Origin of the sequence: Sphaerisporangium aureirubrum (assembly GCF_042658925.1) — a bacterium.
GTDB classification, from domain to species: Bacteria; Actinomycetota; Actinomycetes; order Streptosporangiales; family Streptosporangiaceae; genus Sphaerisporangium; species Sphaerisporangium aureirubrum.
Genome location: NZ_JBHSRF010000015.1, coordinates 1 through 25,631, shown reverse-complemented (window position 1 = coordinate 25,631; position 25,631 = coordinate 1). Strand labels below are relative to the sequence as shown.

The following is a 25,631-nucleotide window of genomic DNA, read 5'->3' as shown; positions in this document are numbered from 1 at the left end:
TGCCCGCCGGTGACCTCAGCGCGGGGTCACCGGCACCCGGGCCCGCGCCGCGCGGCGCGCCGGGATCAGGGCGACCAGCAGGGCCGCCCCCACGGCCGTGAGCATGGCCAGCAGCAGGGTCGCGGACGCCGGGGCGCGGCCGATGCCGGCGCCCATCCCGCTGGCCGCGCCCTGAAGGTCGATCAGGCCCGCCGACACCAGCGCCCCGGCCCCCGCCCCGGCGGCCACGCCGAGCACGACGAGCAGCCCGGTGCCGGTCACCAGCGTGGCGGTGACCTGGCGCGGGGTGAGCCCCATGGCCTTGAGCACGGCGAGGTCCAGGGCGTGGTCGCGCAGGCCGAGCGCGCTGGCCGTCAGCAGGTTGGCCAGGCCGATCAGCGCGAGCACCACCACCAGCGCCACGATGATCACCCGGATCACGGCCAGCCGGTCCGCGGGATTGACCACCTGCGACACCTCCAGCCCCTCCCCCTGCAGCCGGGACCGCGCCGCCGCCGGGTCGGCCCCCTCGCGCAGCACCAGCCCGTAGTACTGCGGCGGCAGCGCGTCCTTGGGCGCCAGGGAGTCCAGCGGGACCGACAGCACCTCGCCGTCCTGCTCGGGCTCCAGCACCCGGCCGACGATCCGCACGATCAGCGGCGTGCCGCCGATGGTGAGCCGGGTGCGGTCCCCGATGCGCACGTGCAGCAGGTCGAGCAGCCCCTGCCCGGCCACCGCCTCGCCCCGGTCGCGGAACAGCCGCCCCTCGACCACCGTGAACGGGTAGGGGTCGCTCACCGTGCCGAGCGCGCGGGCCCGCACGGTGCGGGTCTGCCCGGGGACCAGCGCGTCGACCTCGGTGCCGGGGAAGGCCGCCACCACGTCCGGGTCGGCGAGCGCGACCCGCTGCGCCTCCTCGGAGCTCACGCTGGCCGGGCGCACGGTGAGCGACGCGGCCTGCCCGATCTGCTCGGGGTGGCTGCGGAAGTCGTCCAGCGTGGCCCAGTAGCCGAGCCCGATGGTGATCATCATCATCGGGATGGCGAGCCCGAAGGCCGTCAGGAAGGCCGGGACCCGCCGGGTGAAGGCGTCCCTGGCCCCGAGCACCAGCGCGGGCGGCAGCCGCACCACGAAGGCGAGCCGGGCCACCCGGGACAGGTGGCCGCGCGGCGGGGCGGGCACGGCGGGCAGCGCCGGGGTACGGCCACCGCGCCAGGCGGGCAGCCACACCGCGACCAGCACCACCACGGCGGTGCCGAGCGCGATGGCGAGCAGCGGCAGCGAGGACAGCGGCACCACCACGGTCTCCGCGAGGGCGTACACGGTGATCAGCCGGCCGCACAGCACGCCGAGCACGATGCCGGCCAGGCCGAGCGAGCCGTGCTCGATGACCAGCATGCGCACCACCTGGCTCCGGGTGAACCCCAGCGACTTGAGGGTGGCGATGTCGCGCCGCTGGGTCAGCACCCGCCCGCCGGTGGCGTTGGCGATGGCGAGCACCGCGGCCACCAGGCCGGCCGCGCCGAACAGCGCGAGCAGCACCCCGAGCAGCCGGTTGTCCAGCTCCATGGACGCCTCGACCTCGCGCCAGGTGGACACCCGCTGCACCTGCCCGCCGAGCGTGGTGATGGCCCGCTGGACGGCGAGCGAGGTGTCGCCGGCGTCGGCGAGCCGCAGCCCGGTCACCGACTCGCTGCGGCCGAGCTTCGGCTCGATCTCGTCGAGCGTGCCGGCCAGCGTCCAGGCCAGGCCGGGTGTCCACTCGGGGTAGAAGCCCTGGTCGCCGCTCTCGGCGAGTCCCGCGATCGTCAGCGCGTGGGTGGCGCCGTTCAGCCCGATCACGGTGACCGCCATGCCCGCGCGCAGGCCGACGGCGCGGGCGTAGGAGCGCTCGACCACCACGCCGTACGGCACGCGCGGGTCCAGCCAGGCGCCCTCCCGCACCAGGGGGCGGCCCACGGACGGGAACACGGCGGGCGTCGCGCGCAGCGTGACCGGGGTCTTCTTGCCGTCCAGCACGAGGGTGGCCGGGGCGCTGCGGTAGGGCCCGGCGATGTCGGTGACGCCGACCAGCGCGCGCAGGACGGCGGGGTCGGGGGCGTCCTTGGTGTGGATCCAGACGTGCGCGCCGTTGCCGCGGGCGAACAGGCCGCGCCAGGGGTTGGTGCCGTCCTCCAGCAGGGTCGCGGCGGTGATGAGGGCGGTGACGATGCCGGCCACCGCGAGCACGGTGAGCAGCGCCTGGGCGCGCCGGGCCCGCAGGTCGGACCGCAGCCAGCGGACCTCGGCGGCGTTCATCCCCGCAGCTCGACCACGTCGCCGGGGCCGCCCTTGGCGCGGCGGCGGGGCAGGCCGATCGCGCCGTCGTCGACGATCTGGCCGTCCAGCAGGGTGACCACGCGGTCGGCCAGCCCGGCGACCCGGGCGTCGTGGGTGACGAGGACGATGGTCTGGCCCTGGCGGTGCACCTCGCCGAGCAGGCGCAGCACGTCGCGGGTGTTGCGGCTGTCGAGGTTGCCGGTCGGCTCGTCGGCCAGCAGCAGGTGGGGGTGGTTGGCGAGGGCGCGGGCCAGGGCGACGCGCTGCTGCTCGCCGCCGGACAGCTGGGCGGGCGCGGCGTCGGCCTTGCCGGTGAGACCGAGCTCGCCGAGGAGGTATTCGCGGCGCTCGCGGGCGTGCCGGGCGGTGGAGCCGCCGAGCAGGGCGGGCAACTCGACGTTGTCGGCCACCGTCATGTTGTCGACGAGGTTGAAGAACTGGAACACGAAGCCGATCTTCCGGCGGCGCAGCAACGCCCAGCCGCTCTCGGACAGGGTGTCCGCCCGGGTGCCCTCGATCCAGATCTCGCCGCTGGTGCGGGTGTCCAGGCCGCCGAGCATGTGCACGAGCGTGGACTTCCCCGACCCGGACGGCCCCATGACCGCGATGAACTCCCCGGCCTCGACCGTGAGGTCCACCCCGCGGACGGCGGGCACGGGCAGCCCGCCCGTCTGGTAGATCTTCACCAGGTTGACCGCGCGCAGCACGGGCGGGACGGTGGTCATCGCTGCTGCTCCCTCCCGCGCCGGGGCCCGGCGCGTCCTTCGTCAGGCAAGCTCCTCCTGGCAGCGCTCCAGCCAGTCCAGATCGGCCTGCAGGTGCAGCATGGCCCCCTCGATGAGGAGCTGCGCGGCACGGTTGTCCTGGTCGGTGCTCTGGGCGAGTTCTACCAGATCCCGCATGAGCCCGAGGTAGTGCCGGCGCTGCCTGTTGATGAGGGCCGTGCGGTCGGCGATGCCGGTCATGGGGGCGAGGACGAGCTTCATGAAGAACTCGTCGCGGACCCGCGGGCCCTCGGTCGGGGAGTCGACCCACTCGTCGAGGGCCTCCCGGCCTTGGGCGGTGCAGAAGTAGACCTTCTTGTTCGGGCGGTTGGACTGCTCGACGTCCACGCTCCGGACCAGGCCGTCCTTCTCCAGGCGGCCGAGGGTGACGTAGATCTGCCCGATGTTCGGGGAGGGGTAGGCGTTACCGAATATTTGCTCAAGCGCTTGTTTCAGCTCATAGCCGTGGGCAGGTTCTTTGGCCAGGAGCGCCAGCAGCTGGAGCCGCACGCCCCACCTCCCTCGGGCCGTCATGTTACCTGAGTGTTACGTGAACATCCGTTGACGGCCACATTATCGCTATGCATAACATGCATGCACCTACATAACACGCATGTAACCCAAGAAATACCTGGAGGACACGTGCGGCTCCTGGCCCCCCTTCTGCTGGCAGCGGTGCTGCTGGGCGGATGCGCGGGGCTCGGCGAGCGCGACACGGCGGCCGGCGCCGGCGACGGCACCGGTCCCATGACGTTCGCCTCGGGCCGCGACACCACCGGGTACATCCAGCCGCTGATCGACCGGTGGAACCAGAGCCACCCCACCCAGCGGGTCACCCTGCTGGAGCTCCCGGAGGCCGCCGACGAGCAGCGCGCCCAGATGGTCGCCAACCTCCAGGCCCGCAGCGACCGGTACGACATCCTCGGCCTCGACGTCGTGTGGACCGCCGAGTTCGCCGACGCCGGGTGGATCGTCCCGCTGGACCGCAGCATGTTCCCGCTGGACAAGTTCCTGCCGCCGGTGATCGACACCGCCACGTACCGCGACAAGCTGTACGCGGTGCCGTACACCAGCAACGCGGGTCTGCTCTACTACCGCAAGGACATCCTGGACCGCGAGCACCTCAAGCCGCCCACGACCTGGGCCGAGCTGCGCGACCAGGCCACCCGCCTCGGCAGGAAGTACAAGCTGGGCGGGTACGCGGGCCAGTTCCTGCCCTACGAGGGCCTGACCGTCAACTTCGCCGAGGCCGTGCAGTCGGCCGGCGGCCAGATCCTCAGCCCCGACGGCACCAAGGTCACCCTCGACCTGGACAAGGCCAGGACCGGCCTGGAGTTCCTGACCGGCGGGGTGCGCGAGGGCTGGATCCCCAAGGAGGCCCTCGCCTTCAAGGAGGAGGAGTCGCGGCTGGCCTTCCAGCGCGGCGAGCTGCTGTTCGCCCGCAACTGGCCGCACGCCTACGGTCCCGCCACCCGCTCCCCCATCGGGGGCAAGTTCGCGGTGACCCGCCTGCCCGGCCTCGACGGCCCCGGCTCCAGCACGCTGGGCGGCAACAACCTCGCCATCAGCGCGTACTCCAAGCACCAGAAGTCGGCCCTTGAGTTCATCCGCTACTTCACCGGGCTGGAGAACGAGCGGCGCGTGCTCACCGAGGGGTCGTTCCCGCCGGTGTGGTCGGAGTTGTACGACGACCCGGCGCTCATCAAGCAATATCCATATCTGCCGGTACTCAAGCAGAGCATCATGTCCGCCAGGCAGCGACCTGCCAGCGCCAAATATGACCAGGTGAGCCTGGTGATATCGAGCGCCGTCTCTGACGCGCTCAACTTCAGGAAACAGGCCGACGAGACCGTCGCCGACCTGAGGCAGCAACTCGGCGAGATCATTCGCACCCCATAAGCGCGGGGGCGATCCCCCCGTCACTCATCCCACGTCTTTCCCTCTCAATCCAAATATCGCTATTTCGGGGCCTTCACCAGGAGGTATGACCATGCGTGTAAGGACGACAGCCGTGGTGGCCGGGCTCATGCTCGCGGCCGCGGCGTGCGGCGGCGGCGGCGAACCGGCCGGCACCGACCCGTCGGCCAGCGCCAGCGCTCCGGCGGCCAAGCCGCTGGAGGGCACGACCATCGAGATCGCCGCCAAGTGGACCGGCGACGAGCAGGCCAACTTCGAGAAGGTCCTGGCCGCGTTCCAGGAGAAGACCGGCGCCAAGGTCACCTACGCCTCGACCGGTGAGGACACCGGCGCCTACCTCGGCCCGCGCATCCAGGGCGGCAACCCGCCGGACGTCGCGGTCCTGCCGCAGCCGGGCCTGGTCCAGCAGTACGCCGACCAGAAGGCCCTCAAGCCGCTGTCCTCCGAGGTGCAGGCGCAGATCGACCAGAACTACACCCCGTACTGGAAGGAGCTCGGCTCGGCCGGCGGCCAGGTCTACGGCGTGCTGGTGAAGGCCGCGCACAAGTCGCTGATCTGGTACCGCGCCCCCGCCTTCGAGGACGCGGGCGCCCAGCCCGCCACCACCTGGGACGAGCTGGTCAGCAAGACGGCGCAGACGCTGGCCGACTCCGGTACCGCGCCGTTCGCGCTGTGCGGCGCCTCCGGCTGGACCCTGACCGACCTGTTCGAGAACATCTACCTCTCCACCGCGGGCCCGGAGAACTACGACAAGCTCGCCAAGCACGAGATCCCGTGGACCGACCCGTCGGTGGCCACGGCGCTGGAGAAGATGGGGCAGATCTTCGGCAAGAAGGAGTTCATGCTCGGCGGCTCGTCCGGCGCCCTGCAGACCGACTTCCCGACCTGCGTCACCCAGGTGTACGGCCAGAAGAAGGCCGCCATGGTGATCGAGGCCGACTTCGTGGCCGCCTCGGTCGGGCAGTCCGGCGCCAAGGTCGGCGAGGACGCCAAGATCATGCCGTTCCCGAAGGCCGGCGACACCGAGCCGGTGGTGCTGGGCGGCGACGTCGCGGTCGCGCTGAAGGACTCCAAGGGCGCCATGGCGCTGCTGGAGTACATGGCCTCCGCCGAGGGCGGCTCGGTCTGGGCCAAGCAGCCCGGCTACCTGTCGCCGAACCGCAACGTCTCGCCGGACAACTACCCCGACCCGCTGACCAAGCAGCTCGCGCAGACCATCATCTCCGCGGGCGAGGCGGTCCGGTATGACATGTCGGACCTGGCGCCGAGCGCCTTCGGCGGCACCGACGGCAAGGGCGAGTGGAAGCAGCTCCAGGACTTCCTGCGCAAGCCGACCGACATCAAGGGCGCCCAGGAGAAGCTCGAGGCCGACGCGGCCAAGGCCTGGGAAAAGTAAGGGGCGACGGCCGTGACCGATCGGTTGGACGGCCCGCAGGTCCCGCGCGGCGACGGCGACGTCGCCCGCGGGGCCTCCCCCGGACCTGAAGTCAACGACACGGCGGGGGACACCCCCGCCCCGGACGCCCCGGCGTCCGACGGGAACACCACCGGCGAGAGCATCGCGAGAGGGGACGGTACCCCCGCCGGTGGCCCCCCAGCGGCGCCGGCCAGGCGCGGGTACGGACGCTCGGGCAACCTCGGGCCCTCGCCCAGGGTCGCCCTGTTCTTCCTGCTCCCCGCGGTCGTCCTGCTGGGCGCCTGGGTGGTGTACCCGATCATCTACTCGATCTTCCGCAGCCTGTACGACTCCACCGGCGGAACGTTCGTGGGGCTGCGCAACTACGGCTCGATCTTCACCGACTCCAGCATGCTCACCACGATCAGGAACAACCTGATCTGGGTCGTGGTGGCCCCCAGCCTGGTCACCGCGCTCGGCCTGCTGTTCGCCGTGCTGACCGAGCGCATCCGCTGGGCGTCGGCGTTCAAGCTGATCGTCTTCATGCCCATGGCGGTGTCCCTGCTCGCCTCCGGAGTCATCTTCCGGCTGGTCTACGAGCAGGACCCCGACAAGGGCGTGGCCAACGCCATCATGACCTCCGTCCACGACGTGTTCCTGCAGAGCAGCGGGTACCCCGGTGCCCGGCCCCGCGAGAACGACGCCGCCCCCGCGGCGTTGAACGCCGGCGCGGTGGTCACCAAGCAGCCCGCCCAGGCCGGGCAGGCGGTGAACATCCCGCTGGTCGGCATCAGGCCGGAGTCGCTGCCCGGCGACGCGGCGCCCGCCAGGCAGGCGCCCGCCGCGCCCGGCGAGGTGGCGGGCACGGTGTGGCTGGACTTCGTGCCGGGCGGCGGCACCGTCAACGAGATGGATCCCAAGGAAAAGGGCATGCCCGGCGTCACGGTGGAGGCGGTGTCGGGGGGCGCGGTGCGGGCCACCACCGAGACCGCGCCGGACGGCACGTTCAAGTTCGCGGGCCTGCCCGCGGGCTCGTACGAGCTGCGGCTGCCGTCGTCCAACTTCGCCACGCCGTTCGGCGGGCTGACCTGGCTCGGCCCGGCACTGATCACGCCCGCCATCATCGGGGCGTTCATCTGGGTGTGGGCGGGGTTCGCCATGGTGCTGATCGCGGCGGGGCTGTCGGCCATCCCGCGTGACGCGCTGGAGGCCGCGCGCATCGACGGCGCCACCGAGTGGCAGGTGTTCCGGCGGATCACCATCCCGCTGCTGTCCCCGGTGCTGCTCGTCGTGCTGGTGACGATGATCATCAACACCTTGAAGGTGTTCGACCTGGTCTTCGTCATCGCGCCGGGCTCCGTGCAGCCGAACGCCAACGTGATCGCGCTGGAGATGTGGCGGGTGTCGTTCGGCGGCGGCGGGAACCAGGGCCTGGGCAGCGCCTTGGCGATCTTCCTGCTCATCCTGGTGCTGCCGTTCATGGCCCTCAATATCCGGCGGTTCCGGAGGGAGCAGACATGACGACGCTGACCGTCTCCCGCCCCGGCGCGGACAACGCCGCGGGCGCGGTGCGGCGCGGGGCGCTGTCCAGGATCGTGGACAAGCTCGGCGGCGGCCTCATGCAGGTCGTGCTGATCGTGCTGGCGCTGTTCTGGCTGGTGCCCACCCTCGGACTGCTCATCGTGTCGCTGCGCGGCGACACCGACAACAACTCCTCCGGCTGGTGGACGGCGCTGACCCGTCCCGCGCAGCTCACCCTGGACAACTACTCCAACATCCTGGCGAGCGGGTTCACCGCGTCGTTCTGGAACACCGTGGCGATCACGGTGCCGGCGACCGTCCTGGTCATCGGCATCGCCGCCATGGCGGGGTACGCCTTCGCGTGGATGGAGTTCCCCGGCCGCGACGCGTTGTTCCTCGTCGTCATCGCCCTGCTGGTGGTGCCGATCCAGATCGCGCTGATCCCGATCGCCAAGCTGTACGGCGCCGTCGGGATCTTCGGGTCCATCCCGGGCGTGGTGCTGTTCCATGTGGCCTTCGGGCTGCCGTTCGCCATCTTCCTGTTGCGCAACTTCTTCGTCGGCATCCCCAAGGAGCTGCTGGAGGCCGCGCGCATGGACGGGGCGAGCGAGTGGAAGATCTTCTCGACGGTGGTGTTCCCGCTGGCCAAGCCGGCCATCGCCTCGCTCGGCATCTTCCAGTTCCTGTGGGTGTGGAACGACCTGCTCGTCGCCCTGGTGTTCGCGGACAGCGGCGCGCAGCCGATGACCAAGGCACTTCAATCCCAGATGCGACAGTTCGGGACCAACGTCGACATCCTCGCGCCTGGCGCGTTCCTGTCGCTGATCATCCCGTTGGTGCTGTTCTTCGCCTTCCAGCGGTACTTCGTCCAGGGCCTGCTCGCGGGCTCGGTGAAGTAGCGCCCAGCTCCGGGTGCCCGCCTCGCGGGGGCAGGCGGGTACCCGGTCTCCACGGCCTGCGCGGTTCCGGTTCGCCTGCCGGTCCGCGCGGCTAAGATCCCGGCATGACCGGACGTCCATTAAACGAAGTCGTCGAATCCGGGTGGGCCACCGCCCTGGAACCCGTCGCCGAGCGCATCACCGCGCTCGGCGACTTCCTGCGTCAGGAGGTCGCCGAGGGGCGGCGCTACCTCCCCGCGGGGGCGCACGTGCTGCGCGCCTTCCAGCAGCCGTTCGACCAGGTACGCGTGCTCATCGTCGGGCAGGACCCCTACCCGACCCCCGGCCACCCGGTCGGCCTCAGCTTCTCCGTGGCGCCGGACGTCCGGCCGCTGCCCGGCAGCCTGGTCAACATCTTCAAGGAGCTCGGCACCGACCTCGGCCTGCCCAAGCCGTCCAACGGCGACCTCACCCCGTGGACCGAACAGGGCGTGCTGCTGCTCAACCGAGTGCTGACCGTCGCCCCCGGCAAGCCCGCCTCGCACCGGGGCAAGGGCTGGGAGCAGGTCACCGAGCAGGCCATCCACGCGCTGGTCGCCCGCGGCACCCCGATGGTCGCCATCCTGTGGGGCCGGGACGCCCGGTCGCTGCGGCCCATGCTCGGGCCCGTGCCGTGCGTGGAGTCCGCCCACCCGTCGCCGCTGTCGGCGCGCAGCGGGTTCTTCGGCAGCCGCCCGTTCAGCAAGGCCAACGAGATGCTGGAGAAGCAGGGGGTCGCCCCGGTCGAGTGGAAGCTACCCTGACGAACGCGTCCCGGCGGCCGACCGTATGATCCGAATGATACGGAGACCGCCGGGGTAGTGCCCGTTCGACCGGATCTCAGGGTGAACGAGGAGTTCTTCATGCCGCACGAGCGCGCCGGCACGCCGGCGCAGTCATCCGACCTGGTGGACGTCCCTCATCTCGTGACCGCGTACTACGCGCTGCACCCCGACCCCGGGGCCCCCGGCGAGCGGGTCGCGTTCGGCACCTCCGGCCACCGTGGCTCGTCCCTCAACACCGCCTTCAACGAGGACCACATCCTCGCCACCAGCCAGGCCATCTGCGAGTACCGCGCGCGGCAGGGCGTGGACGGCCCGCTGTTCCTCGGCGTCGACACCCACGCCCTGTCCGAGCCCGCGCGGGTCACCGCCCTTGAGGTGCTCGCCGCCAACGGCGTCACGGTGCTGATCGACTCCCGCGACGGCTACACCCCCACCCCCGCGGTGTCGCACGCCATCCTCACCTACAACCGCGGCCGCACCACCGGCCTGGCCGACGGCGTCGTCATCACCCCGTCGCACAACCCGCCCGGCGACGGCGGCTACAAGTACAACCCGCCGAACGGCGGCCCCGCCGAGACCGGTGCCACCTCCTGGATCCAGGACCGCGCCAACACCCTGATCGCCGAGGGCCTCAAGGAGGTCCGCCGCGTCCCGTACACCCGCGCGATGGCCGCCGGCACCACCGGCCGGCACGACTTCCTCGGCCACTACGTCGACGACCTCCCCGCGGTGCTCGACCTCGACGCGGTCCGCGACGCCGGCGTCCGCATCGGCGCCGACCCCCTCGGCGGCGCCAGCGTCGCCTACTGGGGCGCCATCGCCGAGCGCCACCGCCTGGACCTCACCGTGGTGAACCCCTCGGTCGACCCCACCTGGCGCTTCATGACGCTCGACTGGGACGGCAAGATCCGCATGGACTGCTCGTCCCCGTACGCCATGGCGTCCCTCATCGCCAACCGCTCCGCGTACCAGATAGCCACCGGCAACGACGCCGACGCCGACCGCCACGGCATCGTCACCCCCGACGGCGGCCTGATGAACCCCAACCACTACCTCGCCGTCGCCATCTCCTACCTGTGGGGCCACCGCCCCGGCTGGCCGGAGGCCGCCCGCATCGGCAAGACCATGGTCAGCAGCTCCATGATCGACCGCGTGGCCGCCGACCTCGGCCGCCCGTTGTACGAGGTCCCGGTGGGCTTCAAGTGGTTCGTCGCCGGCCTGCTGGACGGCTCGCTGGGCTTCGGCGGCGAGGAGAGCGCCGGCGCCTCGTTCCTGCGCCGCGACGGCTCCGTCTGGACCACCGACAAGGACGGCATCATCCTCGCCCTCCTGGCCTCCGAGATCACCGCCGTGACCGGCTCCACGCCGTCCGAGCTCTACCGCGGCCTGACCTCCCGCTTCGGCGACCCCGCGTACGCCCGCGTCGACGCCCCCGCCACCCGCGACGAGAAGGCGGCCCTGGCCCGCCTGTCCCCCGGCGACGTCACGGCCGGCAGCCTGGCCGGGGAGCCGATCACCACCATCCAGGTCGCCGCCCCCGGCAACGAGGCGGCCCTCGGCGGCATCAAGGTCGGCACCGAGAGCGCCTGGTTCGCCGCCCGGCCGTCCGGCACCGAGGACGTCTACAAGATCTACGCCGAGTCCTTCCAAGGCCAGGACCACCTGGCCCGCGTGCAGGAGGAGGCCCGCGCCCTGGTGTCCGCCACGCTGGGGACGGGCTGACGGACCCGCCGGCGTCCCGGGCACCGGGCTCCGGCGCCCGGGACGGCGGTCATCCCGCGATCACCAGTTGCACGTGGAGTCAGGCACCTGCGTCACGTACTGGCTGTCGGCGGTCACCCAGCCGGCGGCCGCGTACGGGGTGACGATCTGCGCGCTGTACCGGCCGTTGGCCACGCCGAAGCTCTTGAACAGCCTGCCGTTGGGCAGCGAGTGCGGGGGGTTGGTCGTGGTGCCGGTGGAGTAGGCGAACCACCGCACGTCCTGGGCGATGACCCTCCGGCAGTTCCAGGCGAAGGCGCCGGCGGCCGGTGCGGCGGCGGGTAACAGCCCGCCCACCAGTGTCGCTCCCAGCGCTGTCAGCACGGCCTTGCGTCCGATGGACACTCGCATGACGAGTCCTCTCAGCTGGTCGTTTCTCCGGTTCCGCGCCGGTTCTCCCGGCGCGGTTCGCCGCCCTGCGCGGGCGGCCTCCGATGCCATGCCCCAACGGTGCACGGATATGTCAGGAAATACGACAGCCGGTAGGAGGAAACGGGTCACGCGGAGCGGTCGTCCAGGTGCCGTTCCAGGGACTCGACCTTGGAGGTGAGGGCGTCCGTCACGCCGGGCCGCACGTCGGCCTTGAGCACCAGGCTCACCCGGGGGGCGACCTCGGCGACGGCCTCGACGGCGCGCTTGACGACGTCCATCACCTCGTCCCACTCGCCCTCGACGGTGGTGAACATCGCGTCGGTGCGGTTCGGCAGGCCGCTGTCGCGGACCACCCGGACGGCGCGGGCGACCGGCTCGGCCACGTCCACGCCGACACCGAGCGGGGTCACGGAGAAAGCTATGATCATGCGTTCATTCTGTCCGGGGCCAGCGGAGCGGGATAACCCGGGATGGGCGGCACCGCCTTCCACGGCTCGTGGATCAGCGGGGCGGGGACGGCGGCCAGCTCGGGGACGTACCTGCGGACGTACTCCCCGTCCGGGTCCAGCTTCCTGGCCTGGCGCACCGGGTTGAGCACGCGGTTCGGGCGGGTGTCGTTCCCGGTGCCCGCGACCCACTGCCAGTTCCCCCAGTTGTTGGCGAAGTCGGCGTCCAGCAGCAGGTCCATGAAGTGCTCACCGCCCACCCGCCAGTGGACCTTCAGCCGCTTGGTCAGGTACGAACCGACGATGAGCCGGGCGCGGTTGTGCATCCAGCCCTCGGTGCTCAGCTGCCGCATCCCGGCATCCACCACCGGAATGCCCGTCATTCCCGCCTTCCACGCCTCCACGGCCTCCGGGTCGTCGGTCCAGCCGGCGTCCCTCGGCCGGTAGTCCCGGCGCGACAGGCCGGGGAACGCCAGCGCCACCTGGTGGTAGAAGTCCCGCCAGCACAGCTGCCGCACGAACGGCTCGGCCCCCGGCCGTCCGCACGCCCGGGCGGCGACCTCCGCCGGGGACACGCACCCGAAGTGCAGGTACGGGCTCAGCATCGACGTCCGGTCCTCCGAGAGATCGTCGTGTCCCTCGTCGTAGTCCGCCAGGCAGAGCTTGAGCCACAACTCCAGCCGCCGCCGCGCCCCGGTCTCCCCGCCCCGCAGGTTCCCGTGCGGCACCCTCGGCGGCACCGGCGCCGCCCCCGGCTCCAGCCCGTCCGGTACCCGGACCAGCCGGGGTGCCGCGAGCACCTCCCGCCGTCCGCACGCCGCCCACGCCCGCCAGTACGGCGTGAACACCCGATAGTGGTCACCGCCGAGGGGCCTGAGCTCCCCCGCCGGCACGACCGTCACCCCCGGGAACGCCCGGAACTCCAACCGCCGCTCCGCGCAGGCCGCGGCCAGCCGCCGCTCCCTTCTCCGCGCGTACGGCGTGACGTCCCCGCTCACCCACACCGCCTGGGCTCCCACCTCGTCGGCGACCCGCATGGCCTCGGCCACCGGATCTCCCTCGCGGACGACCAGATCCCCGCCGAGATCCCGCAACGACGCCCGCAGATCGTTCACCGCCTCCGCGAGGAACCCGCCCCGCCCCCGGGCCCGCACCCCCGGATCCACCACGAACAACGGCACGACCCACCGCGCCCGCGCGCACGCCTCCGCCAGCGCCGGGTGATCGTGCACCCGCAGGTCCCGGTTGAACAGCACGATGACCGTCTCCACACCTGGGTCTTCGCCCCCTGGCCCCGGGGTGGTTGCGTCCGTCCACCCGCCCGGCCCCGAAGAGACGAGAAGGGGCCTGACTCGGCCCGAGCAGTGGCCTTTACCTGGCAAGGTTTTACTTCGGCGGCACATGCCGTGCCCGAACTCGGCCACGGCGGATCGGACGGCGGTCATGACGGGTCGGAACGCACGAGCACACGGGACGGAACGCGCCGTCCACCGCGCCCGGGCCACCGCCTCCGCGAGGCACGATCAGGGCACAGGTTCAGATGAGCGAGCACATGGGTGAGCCCTCCGGCGACCAGCCGGACGAAGGCCCGAACTACGGCATCGGCGCGGTGGCCCGCCGCCTTGGCGTGCCCGCCCCGACGCTGCGCACCTGGAACCTCCGCTACGGCATCGGCCCGAGCCATCGCAGCCCCGGCGGCCACCGCCGCTACGCCCCCGCCGACCTGCGCCGCCTGGAGGAGATGAACCGCCTGATCAAGGCCGGTCTCCCCCCCGCCGAGGCCGCCCACGCCGCCCTCCGCGCCGGCACCGTCCTCGAACCCCCGCCTGCCGCCGTCGCCCTCGCCCCGCCGGTCGCCCTTCCCGAGACCCGGATGCCCACCGTCGCGTCCCTGACCCGTGCGGCCATGAACCTCGACGCCGACACGATCAGCCGCACCGTGGACGCGGCCCTCGCCGCCCGCGGCGTCGCCTGGACCTGGGACCACCTGGTCCTCCCGGCCTTCGACGCGATCAGCCACCGCCAGGAGTTCACCGGCGCCGGCATCGAGATCGAACACCTCTTCACCGAACGCATCCTCGCCGCCTTCAGCCCTCTCACCGGCCGCCCCGCCACCCTCGCCCACCCCCGCATGATCCTCCTGGCCTGCGCCGAGGAGGAACAGCACACCCTCCCCAGCTACGCCCTGGCCGCCGCCCTCACCAGCGCCCATCACCTGGAGACCCGCCTCCTCGGCCCCCGCACCCCCTACAGGTCCCTCTCCGACGCCATCCGCCGCCTGGCCCCCGCCACCGTCTTCATCTGGTCCCAGCAGAGGTCCACCGGCGACCCCACCCCCCTGCGCACCCTCCCGCTGCTCCGCCCTCCCACCCGCGTGATCACCGGCGGCCCCGGCTGGCACCTCCAGGCCCTCCCTCCCGCCATCGGCCACGCCGTCTCCCTCACCGACGCCATCACCAAGATCCGCTCCACCCTCGTCTGACCGGCACCACCGCGAGGCCACGGGAAACCCGTGGCCTCGTCTTTGTGCCGACTTGGTTGCGGAGGGTGGCACCAGTCGACTATGAATAGGTTTTGAGTAAGTTTGTGACGCGAGGGGAGAGCCATGCCCAGCATGATCGGATGGCGTCTGGCACAGGGAGACGAGGAAGCGCTGGCGGAGTGCTACCGCACCTACGCCGGCCTGGTGACCCGCTACCTGCGCAAACTGATCCCGCCACAGGACATCGAAGACGTCCGCCAGGTGGTCTTCTCCGAGGTCTGGCGCTCAGCCCACCGCTACGACCCCACCCGAAGCCTGGAAGCCTGGCTCCTCGGCATCGCCAGAAAACGCGCCATCGACCACCTGCGCGTCCGCACCCTCACGACCGTCCCCCTGGACACCGTGACCGAGCCCCCCGACACCGACGGCCGCGACACCGCCGAAACCCTGGGCCACCGCGACCAGATCCGCCGCGCCCTCGCCGTCCTCCCCGCCCCCCAGCGCGAAGCGATAGAACTCGCCTACTACGCCGACCTCACCCAACGCGAGATAGCCGCCCGCCTCCACGTCCCCCTGGGCACCATCAAGGCCCGCACCTCCCGCGGCCTCCACCGCCTCTCGACGATCCTCACCCGCCCGGCCGCCTGACCGGTCCGGGGCCGAGAGCCTCTAGTCAGCGGATTCGCGCGGCCGGGTCCGCGGCGCGTAGTCGAAGCCGGTGAACGGCCAGGCTCGGCGCAGCCAGCCCTCGACCAGCTCGTACAGCGGCCCGTCGAGGTGCGCGAGGTCCTGTCGCACCCATGAGCGCACCGTGGCGTGGCCCGGCCGGCCCGACGGGTAGATGTACACGCAGCCGATCACGTCGGTGTCGATCAGGACGGAATACGTGAAACCGGCCCGCCGCCGGAAGTCATCGGCGTGCCGGACCAGGTCCCGCATATTTTCGTCAATGGTCATCGGCTGTGGCCAGTCGTGGGTTTCGAAGCCCGGAGTGCCCTGAATGTGCGCCACGCTGGACATCCAGGCGCGGTAGTCGCGCTCGTTGTGCTCAGGGCCGAGCGGCACCAGCCGAATCTCCCCGTGCGCGAAGCCCTCGGGAACCCGGAAGCCGGCCGGGACGAACTCATGGTCATCAGGAGCGTCGTCCGCGTGCACCGTGTCCGCCGTACCGCCCATGGCTCTGCCCACCTACCCGAGAAGGCATCCGCCGGGATGGCACGGGCCCCGGCCGGCACCGCGACCACAGCACATGCGGCGGATCGCCGGTCAGTCTACCGATGGGTCCGCCCCGTGATCTGGTCAGAACCAGAGGACCAGCAGTGCGGTCACCCCCAGGCTCAACGCCACGAACCCGAGCGTCCTGGGCTGCTGGACCGCCTCCCGTCGCGAAGAGACCACCAGTACGGCCCCCAGCCCCACCGCCACGGCCACGTGCGCCCAGTACCACAAGGGGACAGGCACCTTCCCCAGCGTGGTGCCGTACAGCAGGTCGTCGACGGCGCCGAACCCGGCGAGTACGGCGAGCCCTCCTAGGCCGAGGGCCACGAGCGCGTACCTGAACCGCCCCAGCAGGCCCCAGACGACGGTTCCCAGCAGGAGCAGAACCGACGAACTGTAGTGGAGCTGGCGCATGAACTCCCCCGCGCGCACCTCATAAGTGATCTTCAAGACCGAGACATAAGCGGCACTCATCTGAGAACCACGCAGTGGCTCATATTGGCCGTCATACGCCACCATCCGGCCATCCGGCGCATAGAAGAACGCCAGATACCCACCCGTGAGCACGACGACGACAAAGCAGTAGATCAGCATCTCGCCCACCAACTGCCTCAGCCTCATCCGTTCCATCCGCACATCCCACCACAAACCCCCAGAAGCACGACGCCGTATGAGATCAAGAGACGGCCTCATACCCGGCGCGTGCGATGCGGGGATGTCACCGTCTGCCGAGCCAGACCCGTGCGGCGAAGTCGCGGGCGGTGATGCCGAGCCGCGTTCTGGGGATGAGCAGCGCCGCGGCCCGGCCGATGCCGCGCTGCTTGGGGCCGACCAGGGTGCGGTGCTCGGTCTCGTAGTGGCGGAACGCCTCCGCGTGGCCGGCCGTTCGTGCGGCGAGCGCCTTGGCGAGGGTGTGGGCGCCGGCGATGGCGAGGCTGGAGCCGTCGCCGAACAGCGACACGCACGACGCCGCGTCGCCGAGCAGCACGACGCGGCCCTTCGCCCAGCCGGGGAGGCGCACCTGGCTGACCGAGTCGAAGTACAGATCCTCGGTCTTCTGGAGCCGTTCGAGCAGTTCCGGCACCCGCCAGCCGGCGCCCGCGTAGGCCTCGGACACGATGCGCTTGTGCTGCTCGGTGTCGCGGTGATCGAAGCCGCCGATCGCCGGGCCGCGGAAGATGAAGGCGGCCAGGGCGTCCCCCCGTGACGGGTGGATGGACACCAGCCTGCCAGGGGTGTTGTACATGAGCACGTCGTGCGGATGATCGACCACGCCGCCGAGGTACATGGTCGCCACGTAGACGCCCATGTGGCGCACGAAGCCCGGCTCCGGGCCGAACGCCAGCCTCCGGACCGTCGAGTGGAGCCCGTCCGCGCCCACGACCAGGTCGAAGCGGCGCGGCGCGGAACGCTCGAACGTGACGTCGACACCGTCCGCGTCCTGCCGCAGCGTGACGATCGTGTCGTCGAACAGGAACTCGGCGTCGTCCCTGGCGGCCTCGTGGAGCACCGAGGCCAGGTCACCGCGCGGAAGCTCGACCTCCCGGTTGCCTGCGGCACTGCGGGTGGCGGGCATGGGCACCCGGACGATCTGCCGCCCGGAGTCGTCGACGACCCTCATCACGGACACCTGGGTGGCGACGTCGCGCAGGCGGTCCATGATTCCCATCTCCTCGGCCACCGGCAGGGCGGGCCCGCGCACGTCGACAGGGTTGCCGCTGGAGCGCAGGCCTCGCGACCGCTCCACGACGGTGGCCTGGAACCCGTGACGGGCCAGCCAGTAGGCCAGGGTGGGGCCGGCGACGCCGCCGCCGGAGATCAGCACGCTTCGAGAGGACATGCCCCAGACCATAACCGCACTCAGTGCCATTTTGCAATGAGTGCCGATTCGCAACGGATGCTTCTCTGCGCCGAGTGCCGTAAGCTGACCCACGTGTCACTCCGCGACCGCAAACGTGCCCGCAACCGCCAGGCCCTCGTCGACGCCGCGACCGAGTTGTTCGAGCGCAACGGCTACGACGAGACGACCGTCGCCGACATCGCCGCCGCCGCCGACATAGGCACCCGCACGTTCTTCAGCTACTTCGCCAGCAAAGAGGAGCTGCTGTTCCCGGAGAGCGACGCCCGCGTCCGGGCCGCCGTGGAGGCCATCGAGTCACGCGCCCCCGACGACGGCCCCGCCGAGGTCCTCCTGCGCGCCCTGCACAAGGTCGGCGACGACAGCGACGACATGGCGAGCCGGCTCGCCGCCCTACGCCTCCGCCTGATCCGCACCGTCCCCGCAGTACGCGGCCGAGGCCTGCAGATCCAGCTCGACGCCCAACGCGAGATAGCCACCCACCTGGCCAGAGCCTTCCCCGACCACCTCACCGAGGTAACCGCCGCAGCCCTGACCGGCGCCTTCGTCGGCGCCGTAACCGGCGCCCTCCAGGTCCTGCTCGACGACCCCGAGCAACTCAAGGACCCGTCCGCGGTACAAGCGGCCGTCCGCCAGGCCACAGACGTGGCCCTCACCCCCTGGCTACAGGCCTCAATTTTCCCGCGCGAGCAGCGGGAGCGCCGGGAAGGTGTGGTCCTGCCACAGCAGACGTGAGGTCTCCTCCGGGTAGGCGGTGACCGTCGGCGGGGTGTCGAAGAGCTGTGCGAGGCGGTGGGCGGTGTCGTACGGTGGCCAGCCTGGGTCGCCGTGGGTGGCGAACGCCGTCCATGATCTGCGGATCTGGGCGGACAGCTCTTCCGCCGCCGGGGAGGGCGGGTCGCCGATCAGCATGGCGGTCCGCCCGCTGCTCAGGTTGCCGAAGACGAGGGGCACGTCCAGGCCGTGGCAGGCGCCGAGGGCACCGCCGAAGCCCGGGGCGGGCCAGGTCAGTTCGTAGAGGTGGGCCCGGCCGCCGCCGGTGATCTGCGCGTCGGCGAGGTGGAGGCTCGGCATGCGGAACAACCAGTCCGCGTTGACCAGTTCGTACAGCTCCTCGTCGGCCGCGGCCGGGAACGCCTCCCGGTACCGGCGTGCGCCGTCCGGGCCGGGGGCGAGCATGTGCAGAGCGCTCTCGGCCTGCTCGTGCGTGACCTGGCCGAGCACACCGTCGATCAAGCTGAACAACCGGTGCTCGTCACGCGTGTGCCCGACGAGAAGTGCGACGTCCCGGGCGGCGCCGTCAGCCAGCGCCTGCCACGGGGTCGCCGGCAGGACGTCACCGTCGACGACCGGTGCGAACGGGATCGGCCGGTAGATGATCTTCCCCCAGCGCTCCCGCCACTGGACCGTCTTGGCGGAGATCGCATCGCCCACGGCGGGCAGCAAGGCCGGATCCACCGCCGACAGGGCGGCCACCGTGGGCTCCACCCCCAGTTCGGCGGCGAAAGCGGCGGCGATGTCGGCGGCCAGCTCGGCGGAGAAGAACGGCCCCGGCACGCTCTGCGCGACCGCCCGGCAGAACAGCCCGGCGGCACGCGGCATCGCGAGCAGCGCGGCGACCGACCCGCCGCCCGCCGACTCCCCGAAGACCGTGACCCGGTCCGGATCGCCGCCGAACACCCCGATGTTGTCCCGCACCCACCGCAGGGCCGCGACCTGGTCCAGCAGTCCCCGGTTGGCCGGGGCTCCGCCGATCTGCGCGAAACCCTCGATACCGAGACGGTAGTTGAGGGTCACGACCACGACCCCGCTCCCGGCCAGGCGCCCGCCGTCGTATTCCGGGAGGCTGGAGTTGCCCAGGCCGTAACCGCCGCCGCAGATCCACACCATCACCGGGAGCCCTGCCGCCGGATCCGGGCCCGGTGTCCAGACGTTGAGCGTCAGCCAGTCATCGCCGGAGACCTCCTGGGATCCCCCCAGCAAGCCGGACTGCGGAGGCTGCGGGCCGTACGCGACCGCCGGGCGCACACCGTCCCAGCCACGCACCGGCTGGGGCTCGGCGAAACGAAGGGCACCGACCGGCGGCTCGGCGAACGGGATGCCGCGGAAGACCGCCAGGCCCGCCTCCCGGCCGCCGCGCACAACGCCGGCCACCGTGCGAACTTCCGGCTCCGACTCGGACGGCTTGCTGGATGCGATGACGGCCACTTCGCGGTTTCCTCTCCGTTCCGGCTCGGCCGAGCATCCCAACGCGCGCCATCCACGGGCAAACCATTTAGTGCCCGCCTCCCGCCAGATTGAGGCCGACGACACCGGTGATGATGAGGACGATTGAAATGATCTTGATGAGCGACGCGCCTTCGCCGAGGACGATCCCCCCCAGAGTGGCCGTGCCGACAGCGCCGATACCGGTCCAGGCGGCGTAGGCCGCGCCGACGTCGAGGCTCTTGAGGGCGAACGCCAGAAGCCCGAAGCTGACCACGGCGAAGCCGATGCTCGGCAGCGGTTGCGAGAACCCGTCGCTGAGCTTGAGCGAATAGGCCATGGCGACCTCGAACAAACCAGCGGCGACGACCATGAACCAGGCCATGACGGCTCCCTACCTAAGGAAGCGTCGTCTTTACAGGCCGGGTACGGCGCGTCTCGTCCGGACGGATCCCCATCGGACCCGTACCGGCGACAACGGCCACCCGCCCGCCCGAATTCCCGGCCATCCGGTCGTGGTCTGGGTCCCGGCGCGACAACCAGACCGGCCCGTGCGGTCAGGAACGGCTCGTCGCCGAGCGGGCCAGTACGGCCTCCGCGATCGCCAGGTCCTGCCAGGCCATGCCGGAGCCCTTGAAGAGCACCGGCCCGTCGCCCACCGTCGCGGATCCCGTCACCACCGCCCGCATCGGCACCAGCCGGTCCGGGGTGAGCGCCCCTTCGGCGATCGCCAGGACCACGTCGCCGCATTCCCGCAGGGCCGTGGTGACGTCCTCGACGACGACGGTGGCGCGCCAGCAGAGTGCCGCGTCCACCTCCCGGGCGTCCGGCTCGTGCGACCCCACCGCCATCACGACCACCCGGCCGGACAGCGACGCCGAGTCGAAGAGCGGCGTCCGCGCCGTCGTCGCGCACACCACCACGTCCGCCCCCCGCAACGCCTCCGCCACCCCGGCCGAGCCGGCCCGCAGCACCGAGGGCGGCACCCCGCCGGACGTGGGCAGCGCTCCACGGTGCACCGCCTCCGGCGACCGGACCACCACGTCCACGCGGGACAGCTCGGCCACCGCGCCGAGCGCCGCGATATGGCCCGCCCCCTGCGGCCCCGCCCCGAACACCACGACCCGCAGGGGCCGCTCCCCCAGCGACGCACGCACCGCCGCGACCGACACCGCGGGGGTCCGCAGCGCGGTCAGCGCCGTGCCGTCGAGAAACGCCACCGGACGCAGCGTCACACCGTCGTAGAGCACGTAGACGGCATTGATCCGCGGCAGCCCCAGCGCCGCGTTCCCCGGCGCCACCGCGGCGAGCTTCACCCCCGCGTGCGACGCCGACCACGCCGGCATCAGCAGCAACTCCCCCGCGGGCAGCGGCACCGACGCCCGCGCCACCCCGGCGGCCGGATCCAGCCCACCGCGCAGCACCGCCTCGACGACGTCCACTGCGTCCCCCGGCGGCAGAAGCCGGGCGATCTCCCCTGCCTCGATGAACGGGACCACCGCACCGCCACCTCGTCCGTGTATCTCTCATCGCTTACGGCTGGAAGCGCGACGCTACACCTCGGATGACGGACGGTTGAGGCGGATCAAGGTGGCGCCGTACGCCAGAATCCATACGACCCACAGCAGCCAGCCGACGAGGCCCAGCAGCCCCAGGGGGCCCTCGTGGTCGATGATCAGCGGGGTGAGGGTGGCGGAGGCGAACAGGAGGGCGGCCGATACCAGTCCCAGGCCGCCGTGCCATGGCCGGATGAGGCCGGCGCGCAGGCCGGCGACGGACAGGCCGATGAGGGCGAGTGCCAAGAAGGTGCCGTTGAGGGTGAAGAGCGCGTCATGCAGGGCCCAGAGGCCGCCGGTCGCGGAGCTGCCGTCCGCGGACGACAGGGCGAGGCGGGTCGCGGTGACGGCCGCGAAGGTGGCGTTCTGCAGTGCCAGGCCGGCGAATCCGACCAGTGACCATGCTTCGCCCCGGTCGCGCTCGGAGCGCCGCAGCGCGGATACCGCCCCGGCGCCGAACAGCGTGGCCAGCAGCCAGGCGGTGGGGGTGAGCGCCGACGCGACGCCGACGACACCGCTCTGGGTACTGAAGAACGCGTCGACCTCGCCGACGCCGGCGCCGGTGAGCGGCAGGCCCGCGGGCAGCATGATCGCGTTGGCCAGAACGATCGTGACGGCGAAGCCGATGGCGGCGAGACCGGTGATCGAGGTGAAACCGAAGCGGTTTTGACTGAGCATATATTCATTATAAGTAGTGTAAAACCGATATGGGGACCATGAGCGAAGAGAGGGACCGGCGGCGTTACGACTCCTTGCGCCGCGCGGCGCAGGCCCGGGAGACCCGTGGGCAGATCGCCGACGCCGCCCGGCGGCTGTTCGTGGCGCGAGGCTGGGCGGCGACGACCGTGCGGGACGTCGCACGCGAGGCGGGGGTCTCGGTGCCGACGATCTACGCGGCGTACGGGAACAAGGCGGGGCTCACCCGGGCCCTGGCGGACGCGGCCGACCTGTCGGCGGACGTGTCGCGGATGGTGGAGGAACTGGAGTCGGCGACGGCCCCCGATCGGCAGCTCGCGGCGATGGCCGGCTACGACCGGCGGCTGTTCGAGCGTGCGGGCGACGTCATCGCGCTGGTCCGCGAGGCGGCCCGCACCGAGCCCGAGCTGGCGACGGCGTACGGTGACGGCCGCGGACGGGGCGACGAGACCCGCGTGCTGGTCTTCTCGTCCTGGCCGGACGGCGTCCTGCGCCACGGCCTGGACGTACGGACCGCCGTCGACGTCTACGCGGCCATCTGCAACATCGACGTCTACGCCACACTCACCACCGAGCGCGGCTGGTCACCCGACCAGGTCGAGCGGTGGTGGAGCGGAGTCCTGGCCCGCGAACTACTGAGCTGACATCGGCCCCTTCGCCCGCCGGCGCGACGGACGCACCAGCGCACCGATCCGGATGGTCACAGGGAGAGAAGGTAGTCGGCGACCGCCGACGGGTCGTCCGCGTCGGCGGTCAGGGCGATGTATCCGTCCGGGCGGATGAGGATCTGGGTGTCTCGGCCGTACGCGTGTGCCACGTGTCCGGCGTCGTCGACGAGGCCGCCTGGGCCGATCGGGTAGGGCTTGACGATGTCGGTCTTGAGGTCGTCGAACGCGGTGCCCCGGCGTTCACCGAGGCGGAGGAGGGTGAAGTGGGGGCCGCGGAAGAGGTCGAACAGGCGTCCGCGCGTGCCGGTGGAGGGGTCGAGGTAGGGCGCGTCTGGTGCCCGGTCGCCTGGTCGGGCTTCGCCGGGGCGGGTCGCGGTGTCGCGGGACAGGCGGCTCCATGGGTAGCCGAGCTGGAGCTGGGTGAGTTCAGGTGAGGCCACGGCGTCCACGCCGCCGCCGGACTGCTTGATCGCGGTGAGGACGGCGTCGAGCCGTTCCGAGGTGATGTCGAGTAGCCGGCTCGCGATCGGCAGCCGTTCCTCGTCGTAGGTGTCGAGCAGGCCCGGCGTGGCTTCGCCGGCCAGCACGAGGCCGAGTTTCCAGCCGAGGTTGTAGGCGTCCTGGATGCCGGTGTTCATGCCGAGGCCACCGGCGATGGGGTGCACGTGCGCGGCGTCCCCGGCGAGGAACACCCGGTCCACGCGGAGCCGGTCGACCATCCGGACGTTGACGCGATAGCTAGAGCTCCAGGTCAGGTTGTGCAGTCGCACACCGGCGACTCCGGCGACGCGGTCGAAGGTCCGCTGAAACGTCGCCAGCGTCGGCTCCAGCGGTGTTCCGTCCGGGCCGAGCTCGTGCGATGCCTGGACCTGAAACGCGGTCGTGCCGGGTAGCGGGCAGAGCATGATCGCGCCGTCGCCGGCGAACCATTGGTGCCAGGCGTCGCGGCCGAGCCCGTCGACCTCGACATCGCCGACCGCCATGAGCTGGATGTCCGGCGTCTCACCGTGCAGACGCAGGCCGAGCGCCTTGCGGACGGTACTGCGGCCACCGTCACAGCCGACCAGGTACCGCGCGTGGATCCGCGTTCCTCCCACGGTCGCGGTCACACCGCCCGCGTCCTGGCCGAGATCCCGCAGCTCGGCACCGAGCTCGACCGCGACGCCGAAATCGGCGAGCCGCTCGCGCAGCGTCCGCTCCACCCGCCACTGCGGGATCAACAGACCGGTCGGGTGGGGGATGTCCGGCGTCACCACCCGATCGGCTTCGGGATCGATCTCGGCGACGACCTCCGCCCCACGGTACTTGCGATGCGGCAGGTGCGTGGTCCCGACCTCCATCAGCCTGCCGACCACCCCGAGGTCGTCGAGCACCTCCAGGCTGCGTGGACTGAGTCCCTTGCCGCGCGACCCCTGGGGAAACTCGGAAACCCGATCGACGACGCGTACCGCGACACCACGCCGGGCCAGGTCACACGCGAGCGTGAGTCCGGTCGGCCCGGCCCCCACCACAAGAACATCAGTCATACCAGGCATCCAATCGTTACCGGGTTAAAAAAGCAACCTGGTAACAGATGTTACCCTGTCCACATGGTTGAACCGGCTGGGCTACGGGCCCGCAAGAAGGCCCGCACCCGCGACGCCATCGCCGACGCGGCCATCACGCTGTTCCTCGCCCACGGCTTCGACCAGGTATCGGTCGCCGACATCGCCGCCGCCGCCGAGGTCTCCAAGCCGACCCTGTTCAGATACTTCGCCACAAAAGAGGACCTGGTCCTGCACCGAATCGCCGACCACCACGGCGAGGCCGCCCGGGTGGTACGCGACCGCCCCCCCGGAATCTCCCCCCTGACCGCCCTGCACCGGCACTTCCGCACCGGCCTCGACCACCGCGACCCCGTCACAGGCCTGAACGACCACCCCGTGGTCCTGACCTTCCACCGCCTGGTCTTCACCACCCCAAGCCTGGCCGGCCGCGTCACCCAGTACGCCCTCGAAAACGAGGAAGCCCTGGCCACCGCCCTCGGCGACGACATCACCGCCCGACTCCAGGCAGCCCAAGTGATCGCGATCCAACGAGTACTCGCCCGAACCACCTGGCAAAAACTCATGAACGGCCAAACCGCCGACGCCGTCTACCCCGAAGCCGTCGCGGACGCCGACCACGCATTCGCCCTACTCCAGACCGGAACCCGCGACGCGACCGAAGCCGGTTCGTAGTCCAGGAAGTCGACGCTGTGGCAGGGAACATCAGGCGACGCCTCGAAGCCGATCATCCCTGCCGACCAACCCTTGGCGGACGAAGTGGTCGGCACTCGCGAGGTCCGTCGTGAAGCCGACACCCAGGATGTACAACGTGATGCGTCGTCTCATGTCGGCTTGCGCCGCCTCGATCAGACTGAAGTCCTATCCGCACCGTGGAACCCACCCTCGCCATGAGCCCGGCAGGCTCGGGGGTGCGGGGGTGTCCCCCGCATAGACACAGCCCTTGCGGCTTTCGCGCGGAGCGCGTCCTTCGCAAGGACCTTTTCCACGTCGCGGCGGATGGCGCGGGTTTCCCACCATAAGGCGGCGCCGGGTTCGCCGTACCACGTATCGCTGTTGCGGCGCCGGAATCCATGGCAGCGAGGTGGGCGTGAGGACGAGGCGGTGCGGGCCGGATGTGGGGGCCACGCTCGGGGGTGGTCAGGGGTGGGTTTGGAGGATGGCTACTGAGTTGGGGGGGAGGGTGAGGGTGGTTTTGGTCAGGTGGGGCCAGCCCGGCGGCGTCCC

The 25,631-nt window shown here is 71.3% G+C and carries 25 protein-coding genes and 1 riboswitch; of the genes, 11 read left to right on the top strand and 14 right to left on the bottom strand.

The window, feature by feature from the left end:
* Window positions 1-15: 15 nt before the first annotated feature.
* From ACFP1K_RS13550 to ACFP1K_RS13540, 3 genes are read right to left on the bottom strand one after another with little or no spacing between them, the layout of a single operon-like run.
* Window positions 16-2,277: an FtsX-like permease family protein gene (locus ACFP1K_RS13550; RefSeq protein ID WP_380751658.1), complete on the bottom strand. Its 2,262-nt coding sequence runs from the start codon at window positions 2,275-2,277 to the stop codon at window positions 16-18.
* Window positions 2,274-3,023: an ABC transporter ATP-binding protein gene (locus tag ACFP1K_RS13545; protein ID WP_380751656.1), complete on the bottom strand. Its 750-nt coding sequence runs from the start codon at window positions 3,021-3,023 to the stop codon at window positions 2,274-2,276. The genes ACFP1K_RS13550 and ACFP1K_RS13545 overlap by 4 nt, the downstream gene beginning before the upstream one ends.
* A gap of 42 nt (window positions 3,024-3,065) precedes the next feature.
* Entirely contained in the window at window positions 3,066-3,572 is a 507-nt protein-coding gene (locus tag ACFP1K_RS13540) for a PadR family transcriptional regulator (protein ID WP_380751653.1), read from the bottom strand.
* A 132-nt stretch (window positions 3,573-3,704) separates the two neighbouring features.
* Between ACFP1K_RS13540 and ACFP1K_RS13535 the strand changes: the two genes are divergently transcribed.
* The 6 genes from ACFP1K_RS13535 (at window position 3,705) to pgm (ending at window position 11,320) form a co-directional block, all read left to right on the top strand.
* The gene (locus ACFP1K_RS13535; RefSeq protein WP_380751650.1) at window positions 3,705-4,961 is read left to right on the top strand and encodes an ABC transporter substrate-binding protein; all 1,257 of its coding nucleotides are present in this window, start codon (window positions 3,705-3,707) and stop codon (window positions 4,959-4,961) included.
* Between the two features lie 85 nt (window positions 4,962-5,046).
* The gene (locus ACFP1K_RS13530) at window positions 5,047-6,375 is read left to right on the top strand and encodes an ABC transporter substrate-binding protein (protein ID WP_380751648.1); all 1,329 of its coding nucleotides are present in this window, start codon (window positions 5,047-5,049) and stop codon (window positions 6,373-6,375) included.
* A 162-nt stretch (window positions 6,376-6,537) separates the two neighbouring features.
* Complete coding sequence (locus ACFP1K_RS13525; protein WP_380752001.1) at window positions 6,538-7,896, top strand: ABC transporter permease subunit; 1,359 nt, start codon at window positions 6,538-6,540, stop codon at window positions 7,894-7,896.
* Entirely contained in the window at window positions 7,893-8,795 is a 903-nt protein-coding gene (locus ACFP1K_RS13520) for a carbohydrate ABC transporter permease (RefSeq protein ID WP_380751645.1), read from the top strand. The genes ACFP1K_RS13525 and ACFP1K_RS13520 overlap by 4 nt, the downstream gene beginning before the upstream one ends.
* Window positions 8,796-8,899: 104 nt before the next feature.
* Window positions 8,900-9,577, top strand: a complete 678-nt coding sequence (locus tag ACFP1K_RS13515) for a uracil-DNA glycosylase (protein WP_380751641.1) — start codon at window positions 8,900-8,902, stop codon at window positions 9,575-9,577.
* A gap of 99 nt (window positions 9,578-9,676) precedes the next feature.
* A complete protein-coding gene (gene pgm, locus ACFP1K_RS13510; protein ID WP_380751637.1) occupies window positions 9,677-11,320 on the top strand; it encodes a phosphoglucomutase (alpha-D-glucose-1,6-bisphosphate-dependent) in 1,644 nt (547 codons plus the stop codon).
* A 60-nt stretch (window positions 11,321-11,380) separates the two neighbouring features.
* Here the strand turns inward: pgm and ACFP1K_RS13505 are convergent, their stop codons facing one another.
* The 3 genes from ACFP1K_RS13505 to ACFP1K_RS13495 form a co-directional block, all read right to left on the bottom strand.
* Window positions 11,381-11,710, bottom strand: a complete 330-nt coding sequence (locus ACFP1K_RS13505) for a hypothetical protein (RefSeq protein ID WP_380751634.1) — start codon at window positions 11,708-11,710, stop codon at window positions 11,381-11,383.
* Window positions 11,711-11,856: 146 nt separating this feature from the next.
* A complete protein-coding gene (locus ACFP1K_RS13500; RefSeq protein WP_380751627.1) occupies window positions 11,857-12,159 on the bottom strand; it encodes an MTH1187 family thiamine-binding protein in 303 nt (100 codons plus the stop codon).
* Window positions 12,156-13,448 (bottom strand): cryptochrome/photolyase family protein, encoded by a 1,293-nt coding sequence (locus ACFP1K_RS13495; protein ID WP_380751622.1) that lies wholly within the window; start codon window positions 13,446-13,448, stop codon window positions 12,156-12,158. Before ACFP1K_RS13495 ends, ACFP1K_RS13500 begins: the two co-directional genes overlap by 4 nt.
* 281 nt (window positions 13,449-13,729) lie before the next feature.
* Between ACFP1K_RS13495 and ACFP1K_RS13490 the strand changes: the two genes are divergently transcribed.
* Entirely contained in the window at window positions 13,730-14,659 is a 930-nt protein-coding gene (locus ACFP1K_RS13490) for a MerR family transcriptional regulator (protein ID WP_380751617.1), read from the top strand.
* A gap of 123 nt (window positions 14,660-14,782) precedes the next feature.
* Window positions 14,783-15,307 carry an RNA polymerase sigma factor gene (locus ACFP1K_RS13485; RefSeq protein WP_380751613.1) on the top strand — a complete coding sequence of 175 codons (525 nt, stop codon included), beginning with the start codon at window positions 14,783-14,785 and terminating at the stop codon, window positions 15,305-15,307.
* A 21-nt stretch (window positions 15,308-15,328) separates the two neighbouring features.
* On the opposite strand, the gene ACFP1K_RS13480 is transcribed toward ACFP1K_RS13485, so the two are convergent.
* From ACFP1K_RS13480 to ACFP1K_RS13470, 3 genes are all read right to left on the bottom strand, one after another.
* Window positions 15,329-15,814, bottom strand: coding sequence for an N-acetyltransferase (locus tag ACFP1K_RS13480; protein WP_380751610.1), 486 nt, complete (start codon window positions 15,812-15,814; stop codon window positions 15,329-15,331).
* Between the two features lie 144 nt (window positions 15,815-15,958).
* Entirely contained in the window at window positions 15,959-16,327 is a 369-nt protein-coding gene (locus ACFP1K_RS13475) for a hypothetical protein (RefSeq protein WP_380751607.1), read from the bottom strand.
* A 268-nt stretch (window positions 16,328-16,595) separates the two neighbouring features.
* Window positions 16,596-17,717 carry an FAD-dependent monooxygenase gene (locus ACFP1K_RS13470; RefSeq protein ID WP_380751604.1) on the bottom strand — a complete coding sequence of 374 codons (1,122 nt, stop codon included), beginning with the start codon at window positions 17,715-17,717 and terminating at the stop codon, window positions 16,596-16,598.
* A 93-nt stretch (window positions 17,718-17,810) separates the two neighbouring features.
* Here ACFP1K_RS13470 and ACFP1K_RS13465 point away from each other — a divergent pair, with 93 nt between their 5' ends.
* Window positions 17,811-18,470 (top strand): TetR/AcrR family transcriptional regulator, encoded by a 660-nt coding sequence (locus ACFP1K_RS13465; protein ID WP_380751601.1) that lies wholly within the window; start codon window positions 17,811-17,813, stop codon window positions 18,468-18,470.
* Here the strand turns inward: ACFP1K_RS13465 and ACFP1K_RS13460 are convergent.
* From ACFP1K_RS13460 to ACFP1K_RS13445, 4 genes are all read right to left on the bottom strand, one after another.
* The gene (locus tag ACFP1K_RS13460) at window positions 18,408-19,943 is read right to left on the bottom strand and encodes a carboxylesterase/lipase family protein (protein WP_380751598.1); all 1,536 of its coding nucleotides are present in this window, start codon (window positions 19,941-19,943) and stop codon (window positions 18,408-18,410) included. The genes ACFP1K_RS13465 and ACFP1K_RS13460 overlap by 63 nt on opposite strands.
* A 67-nt stretch (window positions 19,944-20,010) precedes the next feature.
* A complete protein-coding gene (locus tag ACFP1K_RS13455; RefSeq protein ID WP_380751595.1) occupies window positions 20,011-20,325 on the bottom strand; it encodes a DMT family transporter in 315 nt (104 codons plus the stop codon).
* 18 nt (window positions 20,326-20,343) lie between these two features.
* A riboswitch (guanidine-III (ykkC-III) riboswitch) is annotated at window positions 20,344-20,409 on the bottom strand.
* 88 nt (window positions 20,410-20,497) lie between these two features.
* Complete coding sequence (locus ACFP1K_RS13450) at window positions 20,498-21,439, bottom strand: ornithine cyclodeaminase family protein (RefSeq protein ID WP_380751592.1); 942 nt, start codon at window positions 21,437-21,439, stop codon at window positions 20,498-20,500.
* A gap of 54 nt (window positions 21,440-21,493) precedes the next feature.
* The gene (locus ACFP1K_RS13445; protein WP_380751589.1) at window positions 21,494-22,174 is read right to left on the bottom strand and encodes a hypothetical protein; all 681 of its coding nucleotides are present in this window, start codon (window positions 22,172-22,174) and stop codon (window positions 21,494-21,496) included.
* Between the two features lie 38 nt (window positions 22,175-22,212).
* On the opposite strand from ACFP1K_RS13445, the gene ACFP1K_RS13440 reads away from it, so the two are divergent.
* Window positions 22,213-22,836 carry a TetR/AcrR family transcriptional regulator gene (locus ACFP1K_RS13440; RefSeq protein WP_380751586.1) on the top strand — a complete coding sequence of 208 codons (624 nt, stop codon included), beginning with the start codon at window positions 22,213-22,215 and terminating at the stop codon, window positions 22,834-22,836.
* Between the two features lie 56 nt (window positions 22,837-22,892).
* On the opposite strand, the gene ACFP1K_RS13435 is transcribed toward ACFP1K_RS13440, so the two are convergent.
* A complete protein-coding gene (locus ACFP1K_RS13435) occupies window positions 22,893-24,386 on the bottom strand; it encodes an FAD-dependent monooxygenase (protein ID WP_380751583.1) in 1,494 nt (497 codons plus the stop codon).
* A gap of 63 nt (window positions 24,387-24,449) precedes the next feature.
* Between ACFP1K_RS13435 and ACFP1K_RS13430 the strand changes: the two genes are divergently transcribed.
* The gene (locus ACFP1K_RS13430) at window positions 24,450-25,079 is read left to right on the top strand and encodes a TetR/AcrR family transcriptional regulator (protein ID WP_380751580.1); all 630 of its coding nucleotides are present in this window, start codon (window positions 24,450-24,452) and stop codon (window positions 25,077-25,079) included.
* Window positions 25,080-25,631: the final 552 nt, after the last annotated feature.

Coding starts and splice junctions, on each gene's coding strand:
- ACFP1K_RS13520 (WP_380751645.1), top strand. CDS start 7,893: ATGACGACGCTGACCGTCTCCCGCCCCGGCGCGGACAACGCCGCGGGC.
- ACFP1K_RS13500 (WP_380751627.1), bottom strand. CDS start 12,159: ATGATCATAGCTTTCTCCGTGACCCCGCTCGGTGTCGGCGTGGACGTG.
- ACFP1K_RS13485 (WP_380751613.1), top strand. CDS start 14,783: ATGCCCAGCATGATCGGATGGCGTCTGGCACAGGGAGACGAGGAAGCG.
- ACFP1K_RS13545 (WP_380751656.1), bottom strand. CDS start 3,023: ATGACCACCGTCCCGCCCGTGCTGCGCGCGGTCAACCTGGTGAAGATC.
- ACFP1K_RS13470 (WP_380751604.1), bottom strand. CDS start 17,717: ATGTCCTCTCGAAGCGTGCTGATCTCCGGCGGCGGCGTCGCCGGCCCC.
- ACFP1K_RS13435 (WP_380751583.1), bottom strand. CDS start 24,386: ATGACTGATGTTCTTGTGGTGGGGGCCGGGCCGACCGGACTCACGCTC.
- ACFP1K_RS13515 (WP_380751641.1), top strand. CDS start 8,900: ATGACCGGACGTCCATTAAACGAAGTCGTCGAATCCGGGTGGGCCACC.
- pgm (WP_380751637.1), top strand. CDS start 9,677: ATGCCGCACGAGCGCGCCGGCACGCCGGCGCAGTCATCCGACCTGGTG.
- ACFP1K_RS13490 (WP_380751617.1), top strand. CDS start 13,730: ATGGGTGAGCCCTCCGGCGACCAGCCGGACGAAGGCCCGAACTACGGC.
- ACFP1K_RS13440 (WP_380751586.1), top strand. CDS start 22,213: ATGAGCGAAGAGAGGGACCGGCGGCGTTACGACTCCTTGCGCCGCGCG.
- ACFP1K_RS13445 (WP_380751589.1), bottom strand. CDS start 22,174: ATGCTCAGTCAAAACCGCTTCGGTTTCACCTCGATCACCGGTCTCGCC.
- ACFP1K_RS13455 (WP_380751595.1), bottom strand. CDS start 20,325: ATGGCCTGGTTCATGGTCGTCGCCGCTGGTTTGTTCGAGGTCGCCATG.
- ACFP1K_RS13430 (WP_380751580.1), top strand. CDS start 24,450: ATGGTTGAACCGGCTGGGCTACGGGCCCGCAAGAAGGCCCGCACCCGC.
- ACFP1K_RS13550 (WP_380751658.1), bottom strand. CDS start 2,277: ATGAACGCCGCCGAGGTCCGCTGGCTGCGGTCCGACCTGCGGGCCCGG.
- ACFP1K_RS13530 (WP_380751648.1), top strand. CDS start 5,047: ATGACCATGCGTGTAAGGACGACAGCCGTGGTGGCCGGGCTCATGCTC.
- ACFP1K_RS13505 (WP_380751634.1), bottom strand. CDS start 11,710: ATGCGAGTGTCCATCGGACGCAAGGCCGTGCTGACAGCGCTGGGAGCG.